Below are 17,011 nucleotides of genomic sequence, written 5' to 3'. Positions count from 1 at the left end.
AGATTTTTAGATAATGAAATTGCCACCACTCAGAGCTGTTCACTGTTTTGAATCTGTTGCCAGAAACTCTAGCTTTTCGCTTGCTGCTGAAGAACTCAATGTGACGCAAAGTGCCGTTAGCCACCAGATACGATTATTAGAAGATTATTTGGGTGAATCATTATTTATCCGTCAAGGCAGAAAGCTCTCTTTGTCCGATACGGGCACCCGCTATTTAGAGGATATTAGCCCAGCAATTAGCTCAATTGCGATGGCCAGCCAAAAGGTGCGAGAAGGGGACAAAGGCAGCATACGGTTGGCGATTTATAGCTCGCTTGCCGTAAAGTGGCTTATTCCGCGTTTGTCTGATTTTAAGCGCTTACATCCAGAAATCGATCTGACACTCAATATGGTCGTTGGTGATCCTGAACAGACAGACAGCGTTGGCGATTGTTTCATCACGGTAGAAAAGCCAAAGCGAAACTACATGTCGGTAAAGTTATACGCGGAGACGCTGTATCCGGTCTGCAGCCATAAAATTTGGAAAGAGTTGCAAGATCAACCGATTCCAGAAGCGCTTTGGCGATACCCTATTTTGTCGACAGACTCAATTTATCGTGAGAGAGGAAAAGACTGGGCTGAGTGGTGCAGAGCGGGCGGTTACACCTTGCCGAAAGATGTCGATGTTCAACATTTTAGTCATATGTTGTTGGCAATAGAGGCGGCGCGTTATGACCAAGGCATCGCATTTGCGAATGATTTTATGCTCAATGAAAGAGATAAAGCGCACGATTTGGTGTACATCCCTTCTCATGGATTGGAAACCGGAGACAGCTTTTATTTTATTCATAAAAAGAGTCGAGCCAAGCAAGCGGAAATCATCAAGCTCACTAACTGGTTGAAGCAGCAATGCTTGTGAAATGACTAAATTGTCAAAATTAAGAAAGAAAGTGGCAAAGTTGTGTCTAAATATTTCATGTTTTATTGAGTTTTTATTCATTAACATCCACTTGGTTTTGAAACCAAGTGAAATGGACAGCATGGCATGCTTAAGGATGGGCAAAACACAACCTCAATAATTAACAGGCAGTGAAATACAATGTTTAAAAAAACATGGCTAATGACAGCCCTTCTAGCAACATGTTCTGTTGCAAACGCAGCTCCTTACGTTGGTGCATCTGTAGGTCAAGCATCGTTTGGTGATGTTAATGGCTCTATCAATGGTGGTGGTACTAACGCTAGCACTAAACTTAAACTTGAAGATGACTCAAGCCTTTCAGGCAAAGTATTCGGTGGTTACAAATTCAACGAATACATTTCTCTAGAAGCAGCCATTGGTGGCTACGATGCTTTAGACGGCAAAGTTGTTACTGTTGGTGACATGAAGTATCTATCGATTCAGCCAAAAGCGACTCTACCGATTGGCGATCGTTTCAACCTTTTTGCTAAAGCTGGTCTTTCTTACTTCAATGCTGAATTCAAAATTAGCAACTCTGTGATTGACGGTAGCGCAGGCCATACCACCATTTCTGACAGCACTGTAACAGGCATGTACGGTTTAGGCGCAGAGTTCGCTATTACTGAAAACTTTGCTCTACAAGTTGAATGGGAATACATGATGCCTGAGCTAGACATTGCGAAATTTGGCAATGAAAAAGTAACGGTTGATGCAGACATCAATGTATTCTCTGTAGGTATGAGCTACCGTTTCTAAGAATACTTATTCAAGTTACCTCTTGGCTTAGTAAACGTTTTTGACTTCTGTTGGTCGAGCTGAGTCCAAGCTTTGAATTTGTTTAGATATAGCACAGGAAGTTTAGTTGCTAAGCGTCCTGTGCTATTTTTTTGCTTTGGAATAACTCTTAGGAATCTTTGTGAACGATGTCAATCTTAGGTATCTGGATCTACTGTTAAAGCACTTTGAACCTCACCAGTATCACCTTGTTACGCTTTCTGAGCTAGAAGCGGTGATTTGCACGTCGAGGCGCAATGTTTCTATTGTGATGAAAAAGCTTGCCACTTACGATTGGGTCGATTGGCAACCTGCGATTGGCCGAAGTAACGCTAGCCGTCTCAGTATTAATATTTCCCTCCAACAAGCGATGACCGAGTTTTTGGTTGAGGAGCTTGGCAGAGGAAGAATGAACTCAATAACGAAACTTATTGATTGGTTCGGTCAAACCGCGGTTAGAGCACTAACCATCGCTTCTGAAAAAGTGAATCGATTGAATGAATCAAATAACGCTATTTTGATTTCTTCTTACCCTTGGGTATCCAAAATCGACCCTGCGAATACTTACCGTCACACTGAATTACACGTCGCGAAAAGCGTTTATGACGTATTGCTGACCCAAAATTCCAATGGTGGTATCGAGCCATCGTTAGCACACGAATGGAAAATGGAAGGCAAGGTAATGACGTTATGGTTGCGGCCAGGCATATATCGCCATGATGGCGAGCCCCTTAACATACAGGATGTGGTTTGGAGTATAGAAAGACTCAGGGAGATAAAAGGACCAGTTCACGAGCTCTGGCAATGCATTGATAGTGTGGTTGCAGAAACATCTAACTGCTTAAAAATTATATTGAAGCATCCGAACAAGTTGTTTCCATACATGCTAGCAACTCCTCATGCGTCTATTCTGTGTCGAGATGTCGTCTCTTTCGGTTCTAGTTATTCCTACCACATCGGGACTGGGCCATTTAAAATTAGCGGCTGGAACCAGGAGAGTATGACTCTTGAAGCGCACAAAGAGTATTTTTCAGCACGAGCATTGTTAGATCAAATAACGCTGTCTCATGGTGATGTTAAAACCTTAAATATGTTGAGCTTTAACCAAAGCTCCGATCACGTTGAAGTGGAAAAAATTAGCGCATTTTCATATCTGACCTACCGCGAACGCGCGGAATCCCAACTCACAAAAGAAACTTGGTATCAACTCGCTGATTACATCCATGTGCAAAAGCGAATTTATGATGCGCCAAGTGCCGTTGACAGCATTCAGTTAGAGACTCACGAGCAAGATTTATCAGTAACAGATGGTGGTGTGATACCTAAACTGAAAGGTAAAGTGGTATTAGCTGAACCTGTCTGGACGATACCGAGTCTAATTCGTCATTCCGAATGGTTGCACAGTGTGATTCGTGCAACGGGATTGGAGTTGGAGATCGTCGTTATTGATGACATTAGTTTTCCTGAGGTAGTGTCTCACCAAGCAGACTTGCTCTTCATTGAGGAAGTCATGGAAGCACCATTTGAATATGGCATCTTCGAATGGCTGTCGATAGCAACTGGACTGCGTTTTAGTTTTGATCAAAGCCAGATGTTAAGCCATAGAGAAAAGGTTCGCAGAGCGATGGCTGATGATCACTCGCTACAGTCTTTATTAAACCTAGAGAAAGCGCTGCGCGATCAGTACCTATATTTGCCTTTGTTTGTTGGCTACGAAGAAGTGACAAGAACACAGCAAGTGCGAGGTGTGCAGGTGAAGAATACAGGCTATAGCGATTTACATAGGTTATGGATTGCTCATTCACACTAGAGTCTGTGTTCAAGATTATGCAAATGTCCAACGCATAAAGCCATCGAAATGATGGCTTTATAAGGGCGTATCGGATTAGAAGTTGTACGACACACTTGCGCCAACAACCCATTGGTTTGCACTATCAACGATAGATGAGTCGCTGATACCGCTGCCTAGGCGCGTGTATTGTGTCATTTGGCTTACTTGCCAGTTGCCGTTGATGGGCATAACAAGTTTGTAGCCCACACCATAGCTTACCGTTGAATCACCTTTGTATGCTTTGCGGTTTGCGTTTGCTTCGCGTTGTTTTACACCAAAGTAGTAATCTACGTAGTCTTCACTTTGATAAGTTAGGTTAGCAAAAGGAACAAAATCAACACTACCGAATTTCATGATGTGGAAGTAAGTCGCGCCCGCTAAGTAACCTTTGTAAGCACCACTGATATCGTGCTGAAGGTACGTAGAAATGACGTTGTTTTGATCCAGTGTAAAGTCTGCGTTTAAACCTAGATCGACGGCGAAGCGGCGTTTATCTGTGCCTTTCAGGCTTTTCGCTGTATCACCGTCGCGCATTACACCGCTACCTACAAGGTAGGCACTCATGTTGATTAACTCATTGGTGTTACCGAAGAAGCGGTAGTTAATGCCACTTAGGTCGGCATTAAAGTCGTCACCATGGTAACCACCGTTGAGAATTGGTGCTGTATTATGCTTTTGATCTTTGAAAAGATCGCTGCCTTGAGCCACACCAGCTTCTACGTTCCAACCGCCTTCGTTGTTGTAGATATTACCGTTACGAATGTAAGTATCGCCAGCAAAAGCTGAGCCAGCAGCTGTCAAAGTAAGTAGTGCAATTAATGTTTTTTTCATCATTTTTCCGAGTTGTTCTGTTTTGTTTTGAACACTGTACAAAATGATGTTGTAAGCATCTATCGGCAAAGCGTATGGAAATGTAATGAACAATCAGGGTAAGAAGCGGAATGTTGCTTCAGAATAGAAAGGTTGTTGGAATAGCGTTCGTTAAAATAACGAAAAATCCGAGCTGGGGTGGCTCGGATTTGGGGTATTTATCAGGTATTGATACTAACTTCTTACTGTTTCGTTAAGTTGTATAGTGGTGCTAGGTCACCCGTTACTTTTTCGCCATTCATGTCTAGCTTCATAAGTACGTTTTCACCAACAAAGTATTGGTTTGGTGCATCTTCATTTGTCAACGTTACGATGCTGCCATTTGCGTCCCAAGTGAATTGACCTTCAGATTTTGTTTGACCGTCTTCTTTGTCTTGGTAGCTTTCTTCAAGTACGTAAGTGCCATCTTGATTTAGTGTGATGGTCATATCGATACCAGCACAATCCGCGCAAGGTAGTGTTCCTTTGTAGGTGCCGTTCCAGTCCAGAGCACTTTGTGCGTTGTGTTCAGAGTCTACAAATGTCTCTTCAGTAATTACCTGTTCTTCTTCTACTGGTAACGTGTCAATTGTCTCAGTCGTAACGTCTGCACTGGTGGTGACTTCAGTTTCCGTTGCCTGAGGTACTTCAACTGCGCTTGTTTCGGCAGGTTTCTCATCTTGACAGCCTGCAAGAATGATTACCGCGCCTGTTAGTGCCAACATTGTCTTTTTCATTTTATCCCTCTTTAAATCAAGATTTTGTATGAGAGTAATAGTAGACATTTATCGAGGATTTGCGTCATCAAAAAGCAATAGAATGATCTAACTATGTCAATAAAACCGGATATGAGCATGAAATTGTCAGGAAAATCAGAACAATGTAAATGTTGCTTTGGGTATCAAGCTTGAGCCCACAGACAAATATCTAAAAGGGGATTGTGAGCGAGTTAATTGATAACAGCTCACATTGTTGTGAGCTGTATTATCAACATCATCTAAGAAACGTTATTGAAGCTTGAGTGTGAAGTGCCTCGTTTTGTGCTTCGTTGATCAGAAAACAGCTCCGCAATAACCTGACGATTTAATTCGCCTTTCAAATGGCCGTGCTCATCGATGACGGGCAGTGAATGTTCACACGACATGACTTCAGTCAGCACTTGCTCAATGGCTAAATGTGGAGAGATGATAGGCACCTCTTCATAGATATCATCACGCCAATCTGATAGGTGAGTTAACTTCGCTGCGTTTAGCAATCCTTGCTGTGTTATCACGCCTTGATAGCCTGCATTGGTCTCATGGTAGGCATAATCACGTTTAACACGTTTCATTTCACTCAGCGCATCTTCAATGGTTTCAGCGCGAACACAGTACGAAGGTGGCTGCATCAGCGTTTCGACCGTCAGTGCTCGCGCTCTATTGACGTCTTTTACAAAGGCTTCAACGTACTCATCGGCAGGATGCAGTAAAATTTCGTCTGGTGAACCTTGTTGGACAAGTTCACCGTCTTTAAGAATCGCGATGCGATCGCCAAGTCGAAGCGCTTCATCTAAATCATGAGTAATGAAAATAATGGTTTTGTGCAGCTTCTGTTGCAGCTCTACCAACTGATCTTGCATTTCGCTCCGAATCAGAGGGTCCAATGCTGAGAAAGCCTCGTCCATCAACAGTATTTCGGCGTCGGTAGCCAGTGCCCGTGCAAGGCCCACACGCTGTTGCTGTCCACCCGATAGTTGAGCAGGATACTGGTGCTCATAACCCGTCAGTCCAACGGTTTCTAACCATTCATTTGCTTTTTCTAAGCGCGCCTCTTTACTCATTCCCTGAACTTCCAAACCATATGCGATGTTGTCGATAACAGTGCGATGAGGCAGCAAGCCAAAGCGTTGGAACACCATAGACATCTTGTGACGGCGAAACTGTTCAAGTTCTTTGTTAGAAAGTTGCATGACATCCACCCCTTCTACCAAGATCTGCCCCATGGTTGGATCGATTAATCTATTGAAGTGGCGAATCATGGTGGATTTTCCAGAACCGGATAATCCCATAATGACAAAAATTTCACCCTTTTGAATTTGCAGGTTGATGTCTTTTAGTCCGACCGTGTGGCCCGTTTCCGCTAAAACCTGCTCTTTACTATGTCCCAACTTAACGCGCTCAATCACGCTATTGGGTCTGGTACCGAAGATTTTATAAAGACCGCTGATTTCGATAAGTGGACTAGTCATGTTTTGAATCTCTTAAATGAGCTTGAGTGCGTTTCGCATACGCTTGTGAAGCACGATCAAAAAGGATTGCTAGGGCGACAATTGCTAAACCATTGAGAAGACCAAGAGTGAAATATTGATTGGTAATAGACTTTAGAACAGGCTGACCTAAACCTTTTACCCCAATCATTGATGCGATGACCACCATTGACAGTGCCATCATGATCGTTTGGTTAATTCCCGCCATGATGGTTGGCATTGCAAGCGGAAGCTGAACTCCAAAAAGCCGTTGCCGAGTGCTGGCACCAAATGCGGTTGCGGCTTCCAATACTTCTTTATCAACTAGACGAATGCCCAAATTGGTTAAACGAATAACCGGTGGAATCGCGTAGATCACTACTGCGATAAGGCCAGGAATTTTCCCGATGCCCAATAACATCACAACTGGAATGAGATACACAAATGCTGGCATGGTCTGCATGACGTCGAGTAATGGTGTTACCACCGACTGAATGCGATTAGAGCGCGCCATAGCAATGCCGATAGGGATACCAATTGCGATGGCAAGCATAGTACATACAGTGATGATACTGAGCGTGCGCATAGTGTCTTCCCACATTCCAAAATAGCCAATCAGAATCAGCGAACCAAAACATGCAGCGGCCAGTTTCCAAGAGCGGCTAGCGGCATAAACGAGAGTGGTGCAGACACCTAAAATAATGAACCAAGGTGTAGAAATCAGAAGCTTTTCAAACCAGACAAGAAACGCCAGGAGCGGATCAAACAGAGACTCAATGAGTTCACCATACTCGCGAGAGAAATCTCTGTAGGCGCCGTCGAGTGTTTTGCGAATCGCCCTGAGATCAGAGGCATCCATTTCCGGGAATTCGCTGAGCCAATTTGAGTCAGACATATGTACTTCCTTTTTCTGATATACCTAAGCGCTTTCAAGAAACTTAATTTGGCAAGAAGAGTAGGGCATCTAGGCCAAGTAATGGTCGTTCGACAGGTTCTGTATCGAAAGTATTACCCTTTAAGCTCAGGCCAATGTCGTCAAACTTCTCTTTTTCGTTCCTTAGATATACATCCTTTAAATAAAACAATCATTAGTGTTCAAACTAATGATTTGCTTGGATTATAGTTTTTCTTCTTCAATAAAATGAACACATTAGCGTGTATTTGTATGAAAAATCTGCGCAAACTAACGTTTTTATTATCCGGTTAATTAGAATTGATCTTTTTGTTCGTTTGTCATCAAAATTCCTAAATTATTAGATGTCTAATTAATGCTGATGTATTACGTATTTGTCGTGTTGATTTTTGCAAACTTAGTTTATTGGCATATGCTAAAAATGTTATTGGCATATGCCAGTTTAAGGCGTAATTTGACTCTGTGTTTTTGAGGGACAATGATGGCAAGACCAAAGATAGAAAGACGAATATGCGGACGTGCGGCTCACCATTGCTTTAAGCCCAATGGCATTCCATTTAATCAGTTGGAGCAAGTCGCCATATTACCAGAAGAGTTAGAAGCGCTACGTTTAGCCGACTTAGAGGGGCTTAGCCAGCAGCAAGCTGCGGAGCAGATGGGCGTTTCTAGACAAACTTTTGGTAACACAGTAAAAAGTGCAAGGTTGAAAGTCGCAAAAAGTTTAGTTGAAGGTCATGCATTAGTTTTTCCGAATGAGGAGTCAAACTTATGATTTATGCTATTCCTAATGATGGTGAGCGGGTGGCAAACCACTTTGTAAAAGCACCATACATTGCTATTTATTCTGATACTGACGGTATGCTAAAAAACTTAGCGAACATAGCTTCTATGCCACAAGCGGGTTGTAATGCGAAGTCTCAGTTGATTCAGTCTCTAAAAGGGTACAATGTGGATGCTGTTCTTGTGCGAAATATCGGTGAACGTGTATTGGCAAAGCTACTTAGCAGTGGCACGCCAGTATTTAGGCTGTCTACTCGTAGTTCCTTGGAAGATGTGCTTGCGGTTCCAAGAGAGCCTTTGATTGAGCCCTCTCAAGGACGTCCATCAAACAATCATAAGAAAAGTGTTCACAAAGAAAAAGGCGGCTGCGGCTCCTGTGGTTGTGGTGGCCAAAAATCAAAACCCTCCTTGTTGGCAAGACCTAAAGCGCTACTCAAAGCAACATCTAGCCCTGCTATACTTAAGCTAGAGTCGATGGCTAATAAGGCAGGTTAATATGGTTTGGTTATTTACCTTTCTTGGTTTTCTCGCAATCATTTTGTTGATGTCACTTGGCGTCATTTTTCATAACAAGCGTATTCAAGGAAGTTGCGGCGGTTTAAACAACGTCGGTGTTGATAAAGTATGCAACTGCGAAACCTCATGCGCAGAACCTGAAAGGCGTTTATATCAAATCTCAGAGCCTAACTCATCACCTGAGCGCTAAGGCTTTTGGCCCATTGCGGCAAGGTTTGCCGAAACCAGTCCAAATACTTGCTGGTCTGCGGATTCTCTCTGGAGACCAGTATGTTGACTACCTCGACAACGATCCACGCTTTTGCTAGTCCGATATCGCGCGCCAATTCTGTTGTTTCACCTTTCTCTGCGCACTTTATATATTTGTCTGCTACGTTCAAGTAATCATCAAATGTGCCCATGCCCTCGATGAGCGGTGCTAAATCTATCGCGACATGCCCTGTAGAAAAGCGCTCCCAGTCGAACAGCACCAGCTCGCCATTTTCGCGCTGTCCCCAGTTTCCTGCATTGGTGTCTCCGGAGATCAAGTTCTGCCTATCAAAAAGGTGCGCCGATCGTTGTTGTAGCTGGTGGAAGAACTGTTCTGTCTCTGAGCCCAGTTTAAGTGTAGTGAGTGCTTGTTGAGTCGCTTGTGGTGTCCACTGGTGGCGGTGATAAACACCATCTGATGTTGGTGGAAGTTTGTGCAGTTTGACGAGTTGTTCAATGACTCGATCATCTTCAAGTAAGAATGCTTGCTCGACTGCGTGGGGAACGTATTCAATGTGCAGAACGTTTTTCTGGTCGTCGAGTTGAATCAAGCGCGGTACGTGTATTCCAAGCGCGTTAAACTGCTCGGCATAGCGTTGATAAAACGCCACTTCTATTTGAGTAGGGTTACGTTTTTCTATTACTTGGACGCCATCTTTTTCGATGAGAAAAACTTTGGCACTGCCCATTTGGTTGAGTTCTTGTTGCGACACCGGACTTCCTGTCTTCATGTAGAGAAATCTCACCTTAATCGCTGCACTCACGTTTGCCAATAGCCACGACAAAGTGCCTCAAAAATATTAAATGCAACCGTTTAAATATGATTTTGCTGTGAGTGTCTAAATTTTACACAGTCTCGCCTGTACTCCGATAAATTCGTTCTACGCTTACTATTCGTCTTAATAAAGGAGAACCAAAATGGCTGTAATGAAGCAGGATATTCCAAATCGTGTAACGGTTTACCATGACAATATCGATCAAGAACAAGAGCTGAAAAATGCGATGCTGCCAGAGAAACCGCGCTACTTTAACGGTGCTCCGACTTACAAAGCGAACAGCATCGAAGAGTTTGAAAGCAAAATCAGTCAGATAGGTTTGTCTCTCGATAAATAATTTTTCTTTTACCTAAAAGCGCCCTCAAAATGAGGGCGCTTTTTTGTTTATGTGATTGATTTGAATCTTAGGGAATTAACCTTGTTGTGCACTGCCTTGGCAGACCTGTTTTTGCACTGCTGGTGGCGCGGGCTCGTAATGGCTTAAAGTCATACTAAAACTGCCTTCACCACCCGTGATGGAGCGCAATCGACGAGCGTAATCTTGCAGCTCATTTACTGGTGACTTGGCTCTGAGTAAAGTGAAGCTGCTGTCTATTGGCTCGGAGCCTTCGATTAAGCCTCGGTTTCCAGATAAATCACCAGAAACATCGCCAACATTCGCGGTTGGGATGTGCAGTTCCATCTGGACAATGGGTTCTAGCACAATAGGATCTGCGTTGTTAATCGCATCTAAAAAGGCTTTCTTACCTGCGATGACAAACGCTATTTCTTTCGAATCGACGGAGTGATATTTACCGTCATAAACGGTGACTTCCACATCCTTAATTGGGTTGCCAGAAATCGCGCCTTCCTCTAACGCTTGCAAAATACCTTTTTCAACAGCAGGAATGAGCGCGGTTGGAATGGCGCCACCCACCACTTTGTTGATGAACTTAAATCCGGCACCACGTTCGAGTGGACGAACCTTCAATTGCACTTCACCAAATTGGCCTGCACCGCCACTTTGTTTTTTGTGTCGATAATGCCCTTCGGCAGGTTTGGTGATGGTTTCAAAGTATTCGACGCTTGGTTGGCAGGTTTCGACGTCCAGTTTGTACACGTTCGCCATCTTTTCTAATGCGACTTTGAGGTGAAACTCCCCTTGGCCGCTGATGATGGTTTCGTTGGTGCGAGCGCGATGTTCGATGCGCAGCGAAGGATCTTCACTGGCAATTTTATTCAGCACATCTCCTAATTTTTGCTCATCTCCACGCTTAAGAGGCTTCAAGCACAAAGAATACATGGATTCAGGAAGGTCCAACGTTTTGAGTTGAACACCATCTTCTTCGTGAGAGTCATGAACGATTGAATCGAATTCGAGATCATCCACTTTGGCTAAAACGCAGAAGTCGCCTGCAAGCGCGCGAGGGATCTCGGTTCTATCTTTGCCCTGCAGTTGATATAAGTGCCCAACTTTAAATGCCTTGTTGCTTTCGCCAATATAAAGCTGGCTGCCCGCATTGATTTCACCCTGATACACACGTAAGTAGGCAAGTTTTCCCATATATGGGTCGACGCTGACTTTGTACACGTGTGCGACGGTGTGCTCTAAGGTTTCGCAATTTACTTTGATTTTTTTGCCGTTCTTTTCCAGTAGAGGAGGGTTACCCTCGTTTGGCATGGGCATGATCTCCGCCAAGGTGCGCAGCAGCAACTCGACGCCCGCGCCGGTTTGTGCTGAGACAAAACAGACCGGAATCACATGTCCAGTTCTCAGTGCTTCTTCAAACGGATCATGCAGTTGCTCTGCGGTGAGTTCAGAGCCTTGTTCCAGATACAGTTCCATCAGTTCTTCATCGACTTCGATGACTTGGTCAATTAAGGTCTCATGAGCTTCATCTACTGTTGCAAGTAAGGTTTCTCGTCCCAATTCTGGTTCGAAATAGCAGTCAACTACAGATTCCCCGTCAGTCGAAGGTAAGTTGATCGGCAAGCAGTGGTCACCAAAATGCTCAACGATGTTCTCCATCAATCTCTCTAACTGATTACCGTGGTTATCGAGCTTATTGATGATGATCATCTGACATTTTTGCTGCTCTTTTGCAAAGGTGAATAAGCGATCGGAAGTTTGGTTAAGCGGTGTTTGAGGGTCGATGACAAGGGCGGATGTTTCAACGGCAGGAAAAACGCTGATAGTACGGCCAAGTAACTCGTTTTGTCCCGGAGTGTCGATGATATTGAGCCGGTGTTTATTCCAGCGCAGTGCGACTGGCGTTGCTTCAATACTGTGTTGATATTGGATGGATTGAGGGTCGAAGTCGGTAACAGTATCGCCTTTTTCTACGCTGCCTAAATGGTGGGTGGCATCGCAGGTGAAGAGCAGTTTTTCTATCAGTGTGGTTTTACCGGTCCCGGTTTGACCGACAAAAGCGATATTGCGTATTTTATTGATAGGCATAAAGCCTCCTTGCAAGATGGCGTGAAAAACCTACGAATTGCTAGGAAGTGGGTTGTTATAGAAACCCACGCACTGCATTGGAGTAGGGCGGGATTACCGCCTATTCGTTTTCCACGTCATTTTCCGGATGACTCGATGCATAAGACCACCTTCTTGGACTACTGGAATCTTAGCATGCCTCAATAACCATATAATTTATGTGATTTATTTCATGATGGGGCTGATTGTTTTTTAATCGAGATCATAAACTCAGAGGTTCTGACTTTTGGAGCAAAACCTCTGGATTGTTTAGGCTATTTGGAAAGAACGATTTCGCCGTCGCGATAAACCAAGCTTGGCGTTACATCTTGTCCTAGTAACACCGGGCCATCAAGATCGACAACGCTTGCCTGAGCAGCAATAGGTAACGCGGCTCGCATCGCCAGCGACGTCCCCAACATACAACCGGACATGAGGCTAAAACCGAGTTTTTGGGCGTCGTCGGCTAATAATAGTGCTTCAGTGAGCCCGCCAGTTTTATCTAGCTTAATATTCACCATTTCATATTTGCCAACCAACTGATGCAATTGCTCTCTGGTGTGACAACTTTCATCGGCGCAAAGTGGAATGGGGTGCGGAATGCTGGCGAGTACGTCATCGCAGTCTTGTGGCAACGGTTGTTCGATCATGGTGATGTCTAGCGGTTCGAGTTGAGCAAATACCGTCGCGAGGTCGAGGCCTTGCCACGCTTCATTCGCATCTAAAACAATTTGCGCGTGCGGCGCAGCATCGCGTACTGCTGCAACGCGCTCAAGCACGTGTTCACCATCCAGTTTTACCTTAAGCAGTTTTGCGCCTTGGCTAAGATAAGCTTGTGCCTGTTTTGCCATCGCTTGCGGCGTGTCGATAGAAACCGTCATCGCCGTCACAATCGCCTCTGGTAACGTAAAGAGGTCGTGAACCTGTTGCTTGTGGCTCAAAAGCGCGTGAAGATGCCAAAGGGCGCAATCCAATGCATTTCTTGCCGCCCCCGCGGGCAATAACGATTGAAGCTGGCTTTTGAGAACCATGACATCAGCTTCGCCTTTGGCATACAAACTTTGCAGTTCATGTGCGGCGTGAGAAATCGCCTTAATCACCGATTCAACCGATTCACCATAACGAGGGTATGGCGTGCATTCACCTTGGGCGGTCATGCCTCGATGTTCAATTGTCACTCGGACTACGTGGCACTCTGTCCGACTGCCGCGAGAGATGCGAAATGGTGTCGCCATGGCAAGCGTGACAGGTTCTACATGAATTTTCATCTCACTAGTTTTCCCTAAACCACAGTTATTTTCTAAACCGTAAATGTTTCTTAAATCGTAAGGAGCCTATCTGCAACCGCATCAACGCCAAAACGTACAGGGTCGGTGACGGGCACTTGGTATTTGTCGCTCCAATCCTGGCATAACTGGGCTGCATCTTCTTCGCTGAGCGCCGAAGTGTTTAAGCAAATACCCACTAATTGAGCGTTTGGATTTGTTAGGCGAGCAGCGGCCAGATTCGCTTCTATCGTTTGTTCAATGGTTGGCAAGCTCGCATGTGGTAAGTTGCGGATGTGCGGGCGACCAATCTCATGGCACAGTATCAGAGCGTCAGCTTGTGCGCCGTGAAGTAAGCCCAAACTTACGCCAGCAAATGAAGGGTTAAACAATGAACCTTGCCCTTCGATGATGTCCCAATCGTGATCGGTGAACTCAGGGCTGATCGCTTCTACTGCGCCGGAGATAAAATCGGCAACTACAGCATCAATCGAAATGCCACTGCCTGCGATGAGAATTCCGGTTTGACCCGTTGCTTTGAACTCTGCACGACAGTTTTTACGCTTCAATGCATACTCAATGGCAAGGGCAGAGTACATTTTGCCAACGGAGCAATCTGTTCCTACAGTAAGTACTCGCTTGCCTGCACGAGCTTTGCCATTGCCGACCTTGAGCGGGGCATCATAATGGCGAACATCATACAGTTTGGTTAATCCGCGTTGTTCTAGATCGGCAAGAGGATCAAATTCCGCCAAACGTTGGTGCATGCCCGATGCAATTTCAAATCCCATCTCTGCCGCTTCAAGTAAGGTTGCTTGCCAAGCTTCGGGAATGACGCCTCCTGGATTTGCCGTGCCGAGCACCAGCGTTTTTGCTCCTTGCTGCTGCGCTTGTTGTAGTGTCATGTCGGTTAAACCAAGCGATACGGTTTCTGGCGTCAGGCGGATTTGGCCAAGACAAATCTCAGGTCGCCATTGGTATATGCCACGCGCGGTTTTTGCTGCGAGTGGATCGGTTACATCGCCAAGAAAGAGTAGGTAAGGTTGAGCAATTTGCATGATGGTTCCCTTCGTCATCGTTATTGCTCATTAATGTAGCCAGACTGATTTAGGAAACCGAATGCTTATTTGTTAGGCAGGCATAACTTCAGGTTATACCTTTAAACCATTTGTTGTTTTAGGGCGGTGATAAATTGCTTTGTCGCAATGGATTGAGGTGTGTGCTCTGCGAATAAAACAGAGACGGAGAAGGACATATTTGGCTCCAAAGCATGCACGGAAACGGCATTATCTTGGCGATATTGTTTTGCAGTCCAAGGGTCTACAATCGCGAATCCTGCTTCGTTTTTCACCAGTTCAGCCGCCGCGGAGTAGCTGCGGACGGTGATGGCATGTTGATAATGTTCGTCACGCGCCGATAAGGTTTGATGCAGCAATAAGCCCAGAGGGTCTCGGCTATCTAAACCGATAATGGGTAAATCGTGACTGATGAGTTCTTCTAAAGTGACGGTTTTTTCTGTGGGTATCGCTGCGCTTTTAGGGGCAATTAGCGCCAAGTTTTCTTTTAATAACATGTGTCCCATGATCGCTGGTGGCGTTTCTTCACCGAACGCAATGGCGACATCCAATTCATGTTTCAGTAAACCTGAGCACAGCTCATCGCGATTGGCCGTTAAGAGCTCAAAGGAGATGCTGTGCTCTTTCGACAACAACGCGACAGTCGGCGTTAACAAGTGTGCGGCCAAAACAGGCGGAGCACCAACTCGTAAATGTTGAGTTCCCTGTTTGACTTTGTTGGTCAGAGAGCGAAATTGTCCGAGTTGTTGATAGACTTTTTCAGCCTCTGGCAATAAGGCTTTGGCTTCTTGAGTTGGAACGAGACGGCCCTTTACACGCTCAAATAAAGCGAAGCTCAGTTGTTGTTCTGTATGGGCGAGAACTCGAGTGACATTAGGTTGGGAAACGTGCAGTAAGCGAGCCGCGCCTGACACCGTTCCTGCTTGCATAATGGCGTAAAAGACTTCTAATTGCCTTAAGTTCACTGCGATTTCTCTCTGCTTATGTTGGTCACCTCAGAATACCCAACCTTGCTGATAAGCGATAGAGGCAAAAGTGCTGGCGTAAAAAATAGGAAGACGATGTTGGTTGCCTTCCTATCTCGCTTTTTCAATTTCTCAACTTCTCAATTTCTATGCTTCACTTTGCTGCTGCATGAAGGGGCAGGTCGTTAAACGGCTCGACGTCTCGGCTGAGTAACCCCATCAAAATCACTGCTAATACCATGACAGCGGCTGCGATTGCAAAACCGTATTGTGTTAGTTCGTAATGACTCAATATTGCAATCAGGACGTAACTGAGAGATTGAATGGTGGTGGCAAACATGCTGATGCCGCCATCGACGCGACCTCGTTGATGAACCGCTACGGTGTGATGCATCCAGTTGACTCTCGCAATGCGATTTAGCGCGTTAAATACGCCAAACAGCGCCGTAAACAATAAGATGGTCAGCGGGCTCATCGCAAAACTCATCCCGATAAGCGCAAAAGAGACCATAACCATCGAAGCGAACATAATGTGGCTATGGGAGGCACGGCTTAGCACTTTGGTGACAATAAAGCCGGTTAGCAACGAGCCGAGGCCAAAACTGATGTTGAACCCTGCAAACCAATCGCCAGAGATGCCTTGTTCAGAAAACCAAATCGGCACCAGTTTGCTCAAATACGTCAATGCAGGATAAGAGAGGCAAGAGAGCAGAATAAAGCCATAAAATCGGGGTTCGAGACGGAATATTTGTTTGCTCTCTTTGAGTTGCGCGATGAAAGCAACGGATTTTGATGCCCTTAATTGTTGGGTATAAGGCGTCAGAATATAGAACATCGCTGCTAACGCAGAGGCGCTGGCCGCAAACAAAGCAAACTCTTTCATACCCCACATTTCAAGCAAAACAATACCCAACGCGCCAGCTCCGAGGGTTGTGGATTGCATTACAATTTCTTGCTGACCCGAAATTTTCGCATACTCATGGTGCTGATAATTTTCTTGGGTGAAAGCGTTGTTGGTCGTCCATGCAAAATTACTCGAAACCCAATACACCAATTGTGCAAAAGCCAGCAACCAGTGTGACTCGAACCCTAACCAATAAGCAATGAACACCACCAAAGCCATACCCGATTGAATCCATTGATTGAGCACGAGTAGTACTTTGCGTGAATGTCGGTCAATTAAAGTGGAAAAGAAAGGCGTTGCTAGAAAAGAAATCGCGGTGCAGCTCAGAGAAACTAAAGCGACGAATGTACCCATGTTAGGTTCGGAAAGCATGACCCATGGCAGTGCCATCATGAATAAGCCAGAGGAAATGCTGTCGAAGAAGCGGCCAGCTAAGTACGGCTGAGTTTTATTTTTCATTATGTTTGCCTCTAACTCCCGATGGATTTCAAAAGGTT

17 protein-coding genes are annotated in these 17,011 nt (G+C 45.0%); 7 read left to right on the top strand and 10 right to left on the bottom strand.

Features of this window, described 5'->3' with window-relative positions; genetic code table 11:
* Positions 1-13: 13 nt before the first annotated feature.
* The 3 genes from J4N43_RS22445 (at position 14) to J4N43_RS22435 (ending at position 3,521) form a co-directional block, all read left to right on the top strand.
* Positions 14-898: a LysR family transcriptional regulator gene (locus J4N43_RS22445; protein ID WP_005387224.1), complete on the top strand. Its 885-nt coding sequence runs from the start codon at positions 14-16 to the stop codon at positions 896-898.
* 180 nt (positions 899-1,078) lie between these two features.
* On the top strand, positions 1,079-1,693 hold the full coding sequence (locus tag J4N43_RS22440; protein ID WP_005373936.1) for an outer membrane beta-barrel protein: 615 nt from the start codon (positions 1,079-1,081) through the stop codon (positions 1,691-1,693).
* Positions 1,694-1,853: 160 nt separating this feature from the next.
* Complete coding sequence (locus tag J4N43_RS22435; protein ID WP_053349339.1) at positions 1,854-3,521, top strand: ABC transporter substrate-binding protein; 1,668 nt, start codon at positions 1,854-1,856, stop codon at positions 3,519-3,521.
* A 75-nt stretch (positions 3,522-3,596) separates the two neighbouring features.
* Here the strand turns inward: J4N43_RS22435 and ompV are convergent, their stop codons facing one another.
* From ompV to J4N43_RS22415, 4 genes are all read right to left on the bottom strand, one after another.
* Entirely contained in the window at positions 3,597-4,373 is a 777-nt protein-coding gene (gene ompV, locus J4N43_RS22430; protein ID WP_053349338.1) for an outer membrane protein OmpV, read from the bottom strand.
* A 221-nt stretch (positions 4,374-4,594) separates the two neighbouring features.
* Complete coding sequence (locus J4N43_RS22425; RefSeq protein WP_053349337.1) at positions 4,595-5,128, bottom strand: copper resistance protein NlpE; 534 nt, start codon at positions 5,126-5,128, stop codon at positions 4,595-4,597.
* 260 nt (positions 5,129-5,388) lie between these two features.
* Complete coding sequence (locus tag J4N43_RS22420) at positions 5,389-6,618, bottom strand: quaternary amine ABC transporter ATP-binding protein (RefSeq protein WP_053349336.1); 1,230 nt, start codon at positions 6,616-6,618, stop codon at positions 5,389-5,391.
* On the bottom strand, positions 6,611-7,510 hold the full coding sequence (locus J4N43_RS22415) for an ABC transporter permease (protein WP_053349335.1): 900 nt from the start codon (positions 7,508-7,510) through the stop codon (positions 6,611-6,613). The genes J4N43_RS22420 and J4N43_RS22415 overlap by 8 nt, the downstream gene beginning before the upstream one ends.
* A 499-nt stretch (positions 7,511-8,009) precedes the next feature.
* Here J4N43_RS22415 and J4N43_RS22410 point away from each other — a divergent pair, with 499 nt between their 5' ends.
* From J4N43_RS22410 to nqrM, 3 genes are read left to right on the top strand one after another with little or no spacing between them, the layout of a single operon-like run.
* Entirely contained in the window at positions 8,010-8,300 is a 291-nt protein-coding gene (locus tag J4N43_RS22410; protein WP_005373924.1) for a DUF134 domain-containing protein, read from the top strand.
* A complete protein-coding gene (locus tag J4N43_RS22405) occupies positions 8,297-8,803 on the top strand; it encodes a NifB/NifX family molybdenum-iron cluster-binding protein (protein ID WP_053349334.1) in 507 nt (168 codons plus the stop codon). Before J4N43_RS22410 ends, J4N43_RS22405 begins: the two co-directional genes overlap by 4 nt.
* Position 8,804: 1 nt before the next feature.
* The gene (gene nqrM, locus J4N43_RS22400) at positions 8,805-9,014 is read left to right on the top strand and encodes a (Na+)-NQR maturation NqrM (RefSeq protein ID WP_017635136.1); all 210 of its coding nucleotides are present in this window, start codon (positions 8,805-8,807) and stop codon (positions 9,012-9,014) included.
* On the opposite strand, the gene J4N43_RS22395 is transcribed toward nqrM, so the two are convergent.
* On the bottom strand, positions 8,992-9,804 hold the full coding sequence (locus J4N43_RS22395) for an aminoglycoside phosphotransferase family protein (protein ID WP_199266782.1): 813 nt from the start codon (positions 9,802-9,804) through the stop codon (positions 8,992-8,994). The two genes, nqrM and J4N43_RS22395, sit on opposite strands and share 23 nt — an antisense overlap.
* 187 nt (positions 9,805-9,991) lie before the next feature.
* On the opposite strand from J4N43_RS22395, the gene J4N43_RS22390 reads away from it, so the two are divergent.
* Positions 9,992-10,186, top strand: coding sequence for a hypothetical protein (locus J4N43_RS22390; protein ID WP_005373920.1), 195 nt, complete (start codon positions 9,992-9,994; stop codon positions 10,184-10,186).
* A gap of 75 nt (positions 10,187-10,261) precedes the next feature.
* Here the strand turns inward: J4N43_RS22390 and fusA are convergent, their stop codons facing one another.
* The 5 genes from fusA to J4N43_RS22365 form a co-directional block, all read right to left on the bottom strand.
* The gene (fusA, locus tag J4N43_RS22385) at positions 10,262-12,286 is read right to left on the bottom strand and encodes an elongation factor G (protein WP_158159461.1); all 2,025 of its coding nucleotides are present in this window, start codon (positions 12,284-12,286) and stop codon (positions 10,262-10,264) included.
* A 293-nt stretch (positions 12,287-12,579) separates the two neighbouring features.
* Positions 12,580-13,572 carry an N-acetyl-D-Glu racemase DgcA gene (dgcA, locus tag J4N43_RS22380; protein ID WP_139059291.1) on the bottom strand — a complete coding sequence of 331 codons (993 nt, stop codon included), beginning with the start codon at positions 13,570-13,572 and terminating at the stop codon, positions 12,580-12,582.
* Positions 13,573-13,622: 50 nt separating this feature from the next.
* Positions 13,623-14,627, bottom strand: coding sequence for an N-acetyltransferase DgcN (dgcN, locus tag J4N43_RS22375; RefSeq protein ID WP_158159504.1), 1,005 nt, complete (start codon positions 14,625-14,627; stop codon positions 13,623-13,625).
* 101 nt (positions 14,628-14,728) lie between these two features.
* Positions 14,729-15,610 (bottom strand): LysR family transcriptional regulator, encoded by an 882-nt coding sequence (locus J4N43_RS22370; protein WP_085569193.1) that lies wholly within the window; start codon positions 15,608-15,610, stop codon positions 14,729-14,731.
* Between the two features lie 154 nt (positions 15,611-15,764).
* A complete protein-coding gene (locus tag J4N43_RS22365; protein WP_062731075.1) occupies positions 15,765-16,973 on the bottom strand; it encodes an MFS transporter in 1,209 nt (402 codons plus the stop codon).
* Positions 16,974-17,011: the final 38 nt, after the last annotated feature.

The sequence above is a fragment of the Vibrio sp. SCSIO 43009 genome, from assembly GCF_023716525.1.
GTDB classification, from domain to species: Bacteria; Pseudomonadota; Gammaproteobacteria; order Enterobacterales; family Vibrionaceae; genus Vibrio; species Vibrio alginolyticus.
This window is presented reverse-complemented; position numbering and strand designations above follow the sequence as displayed.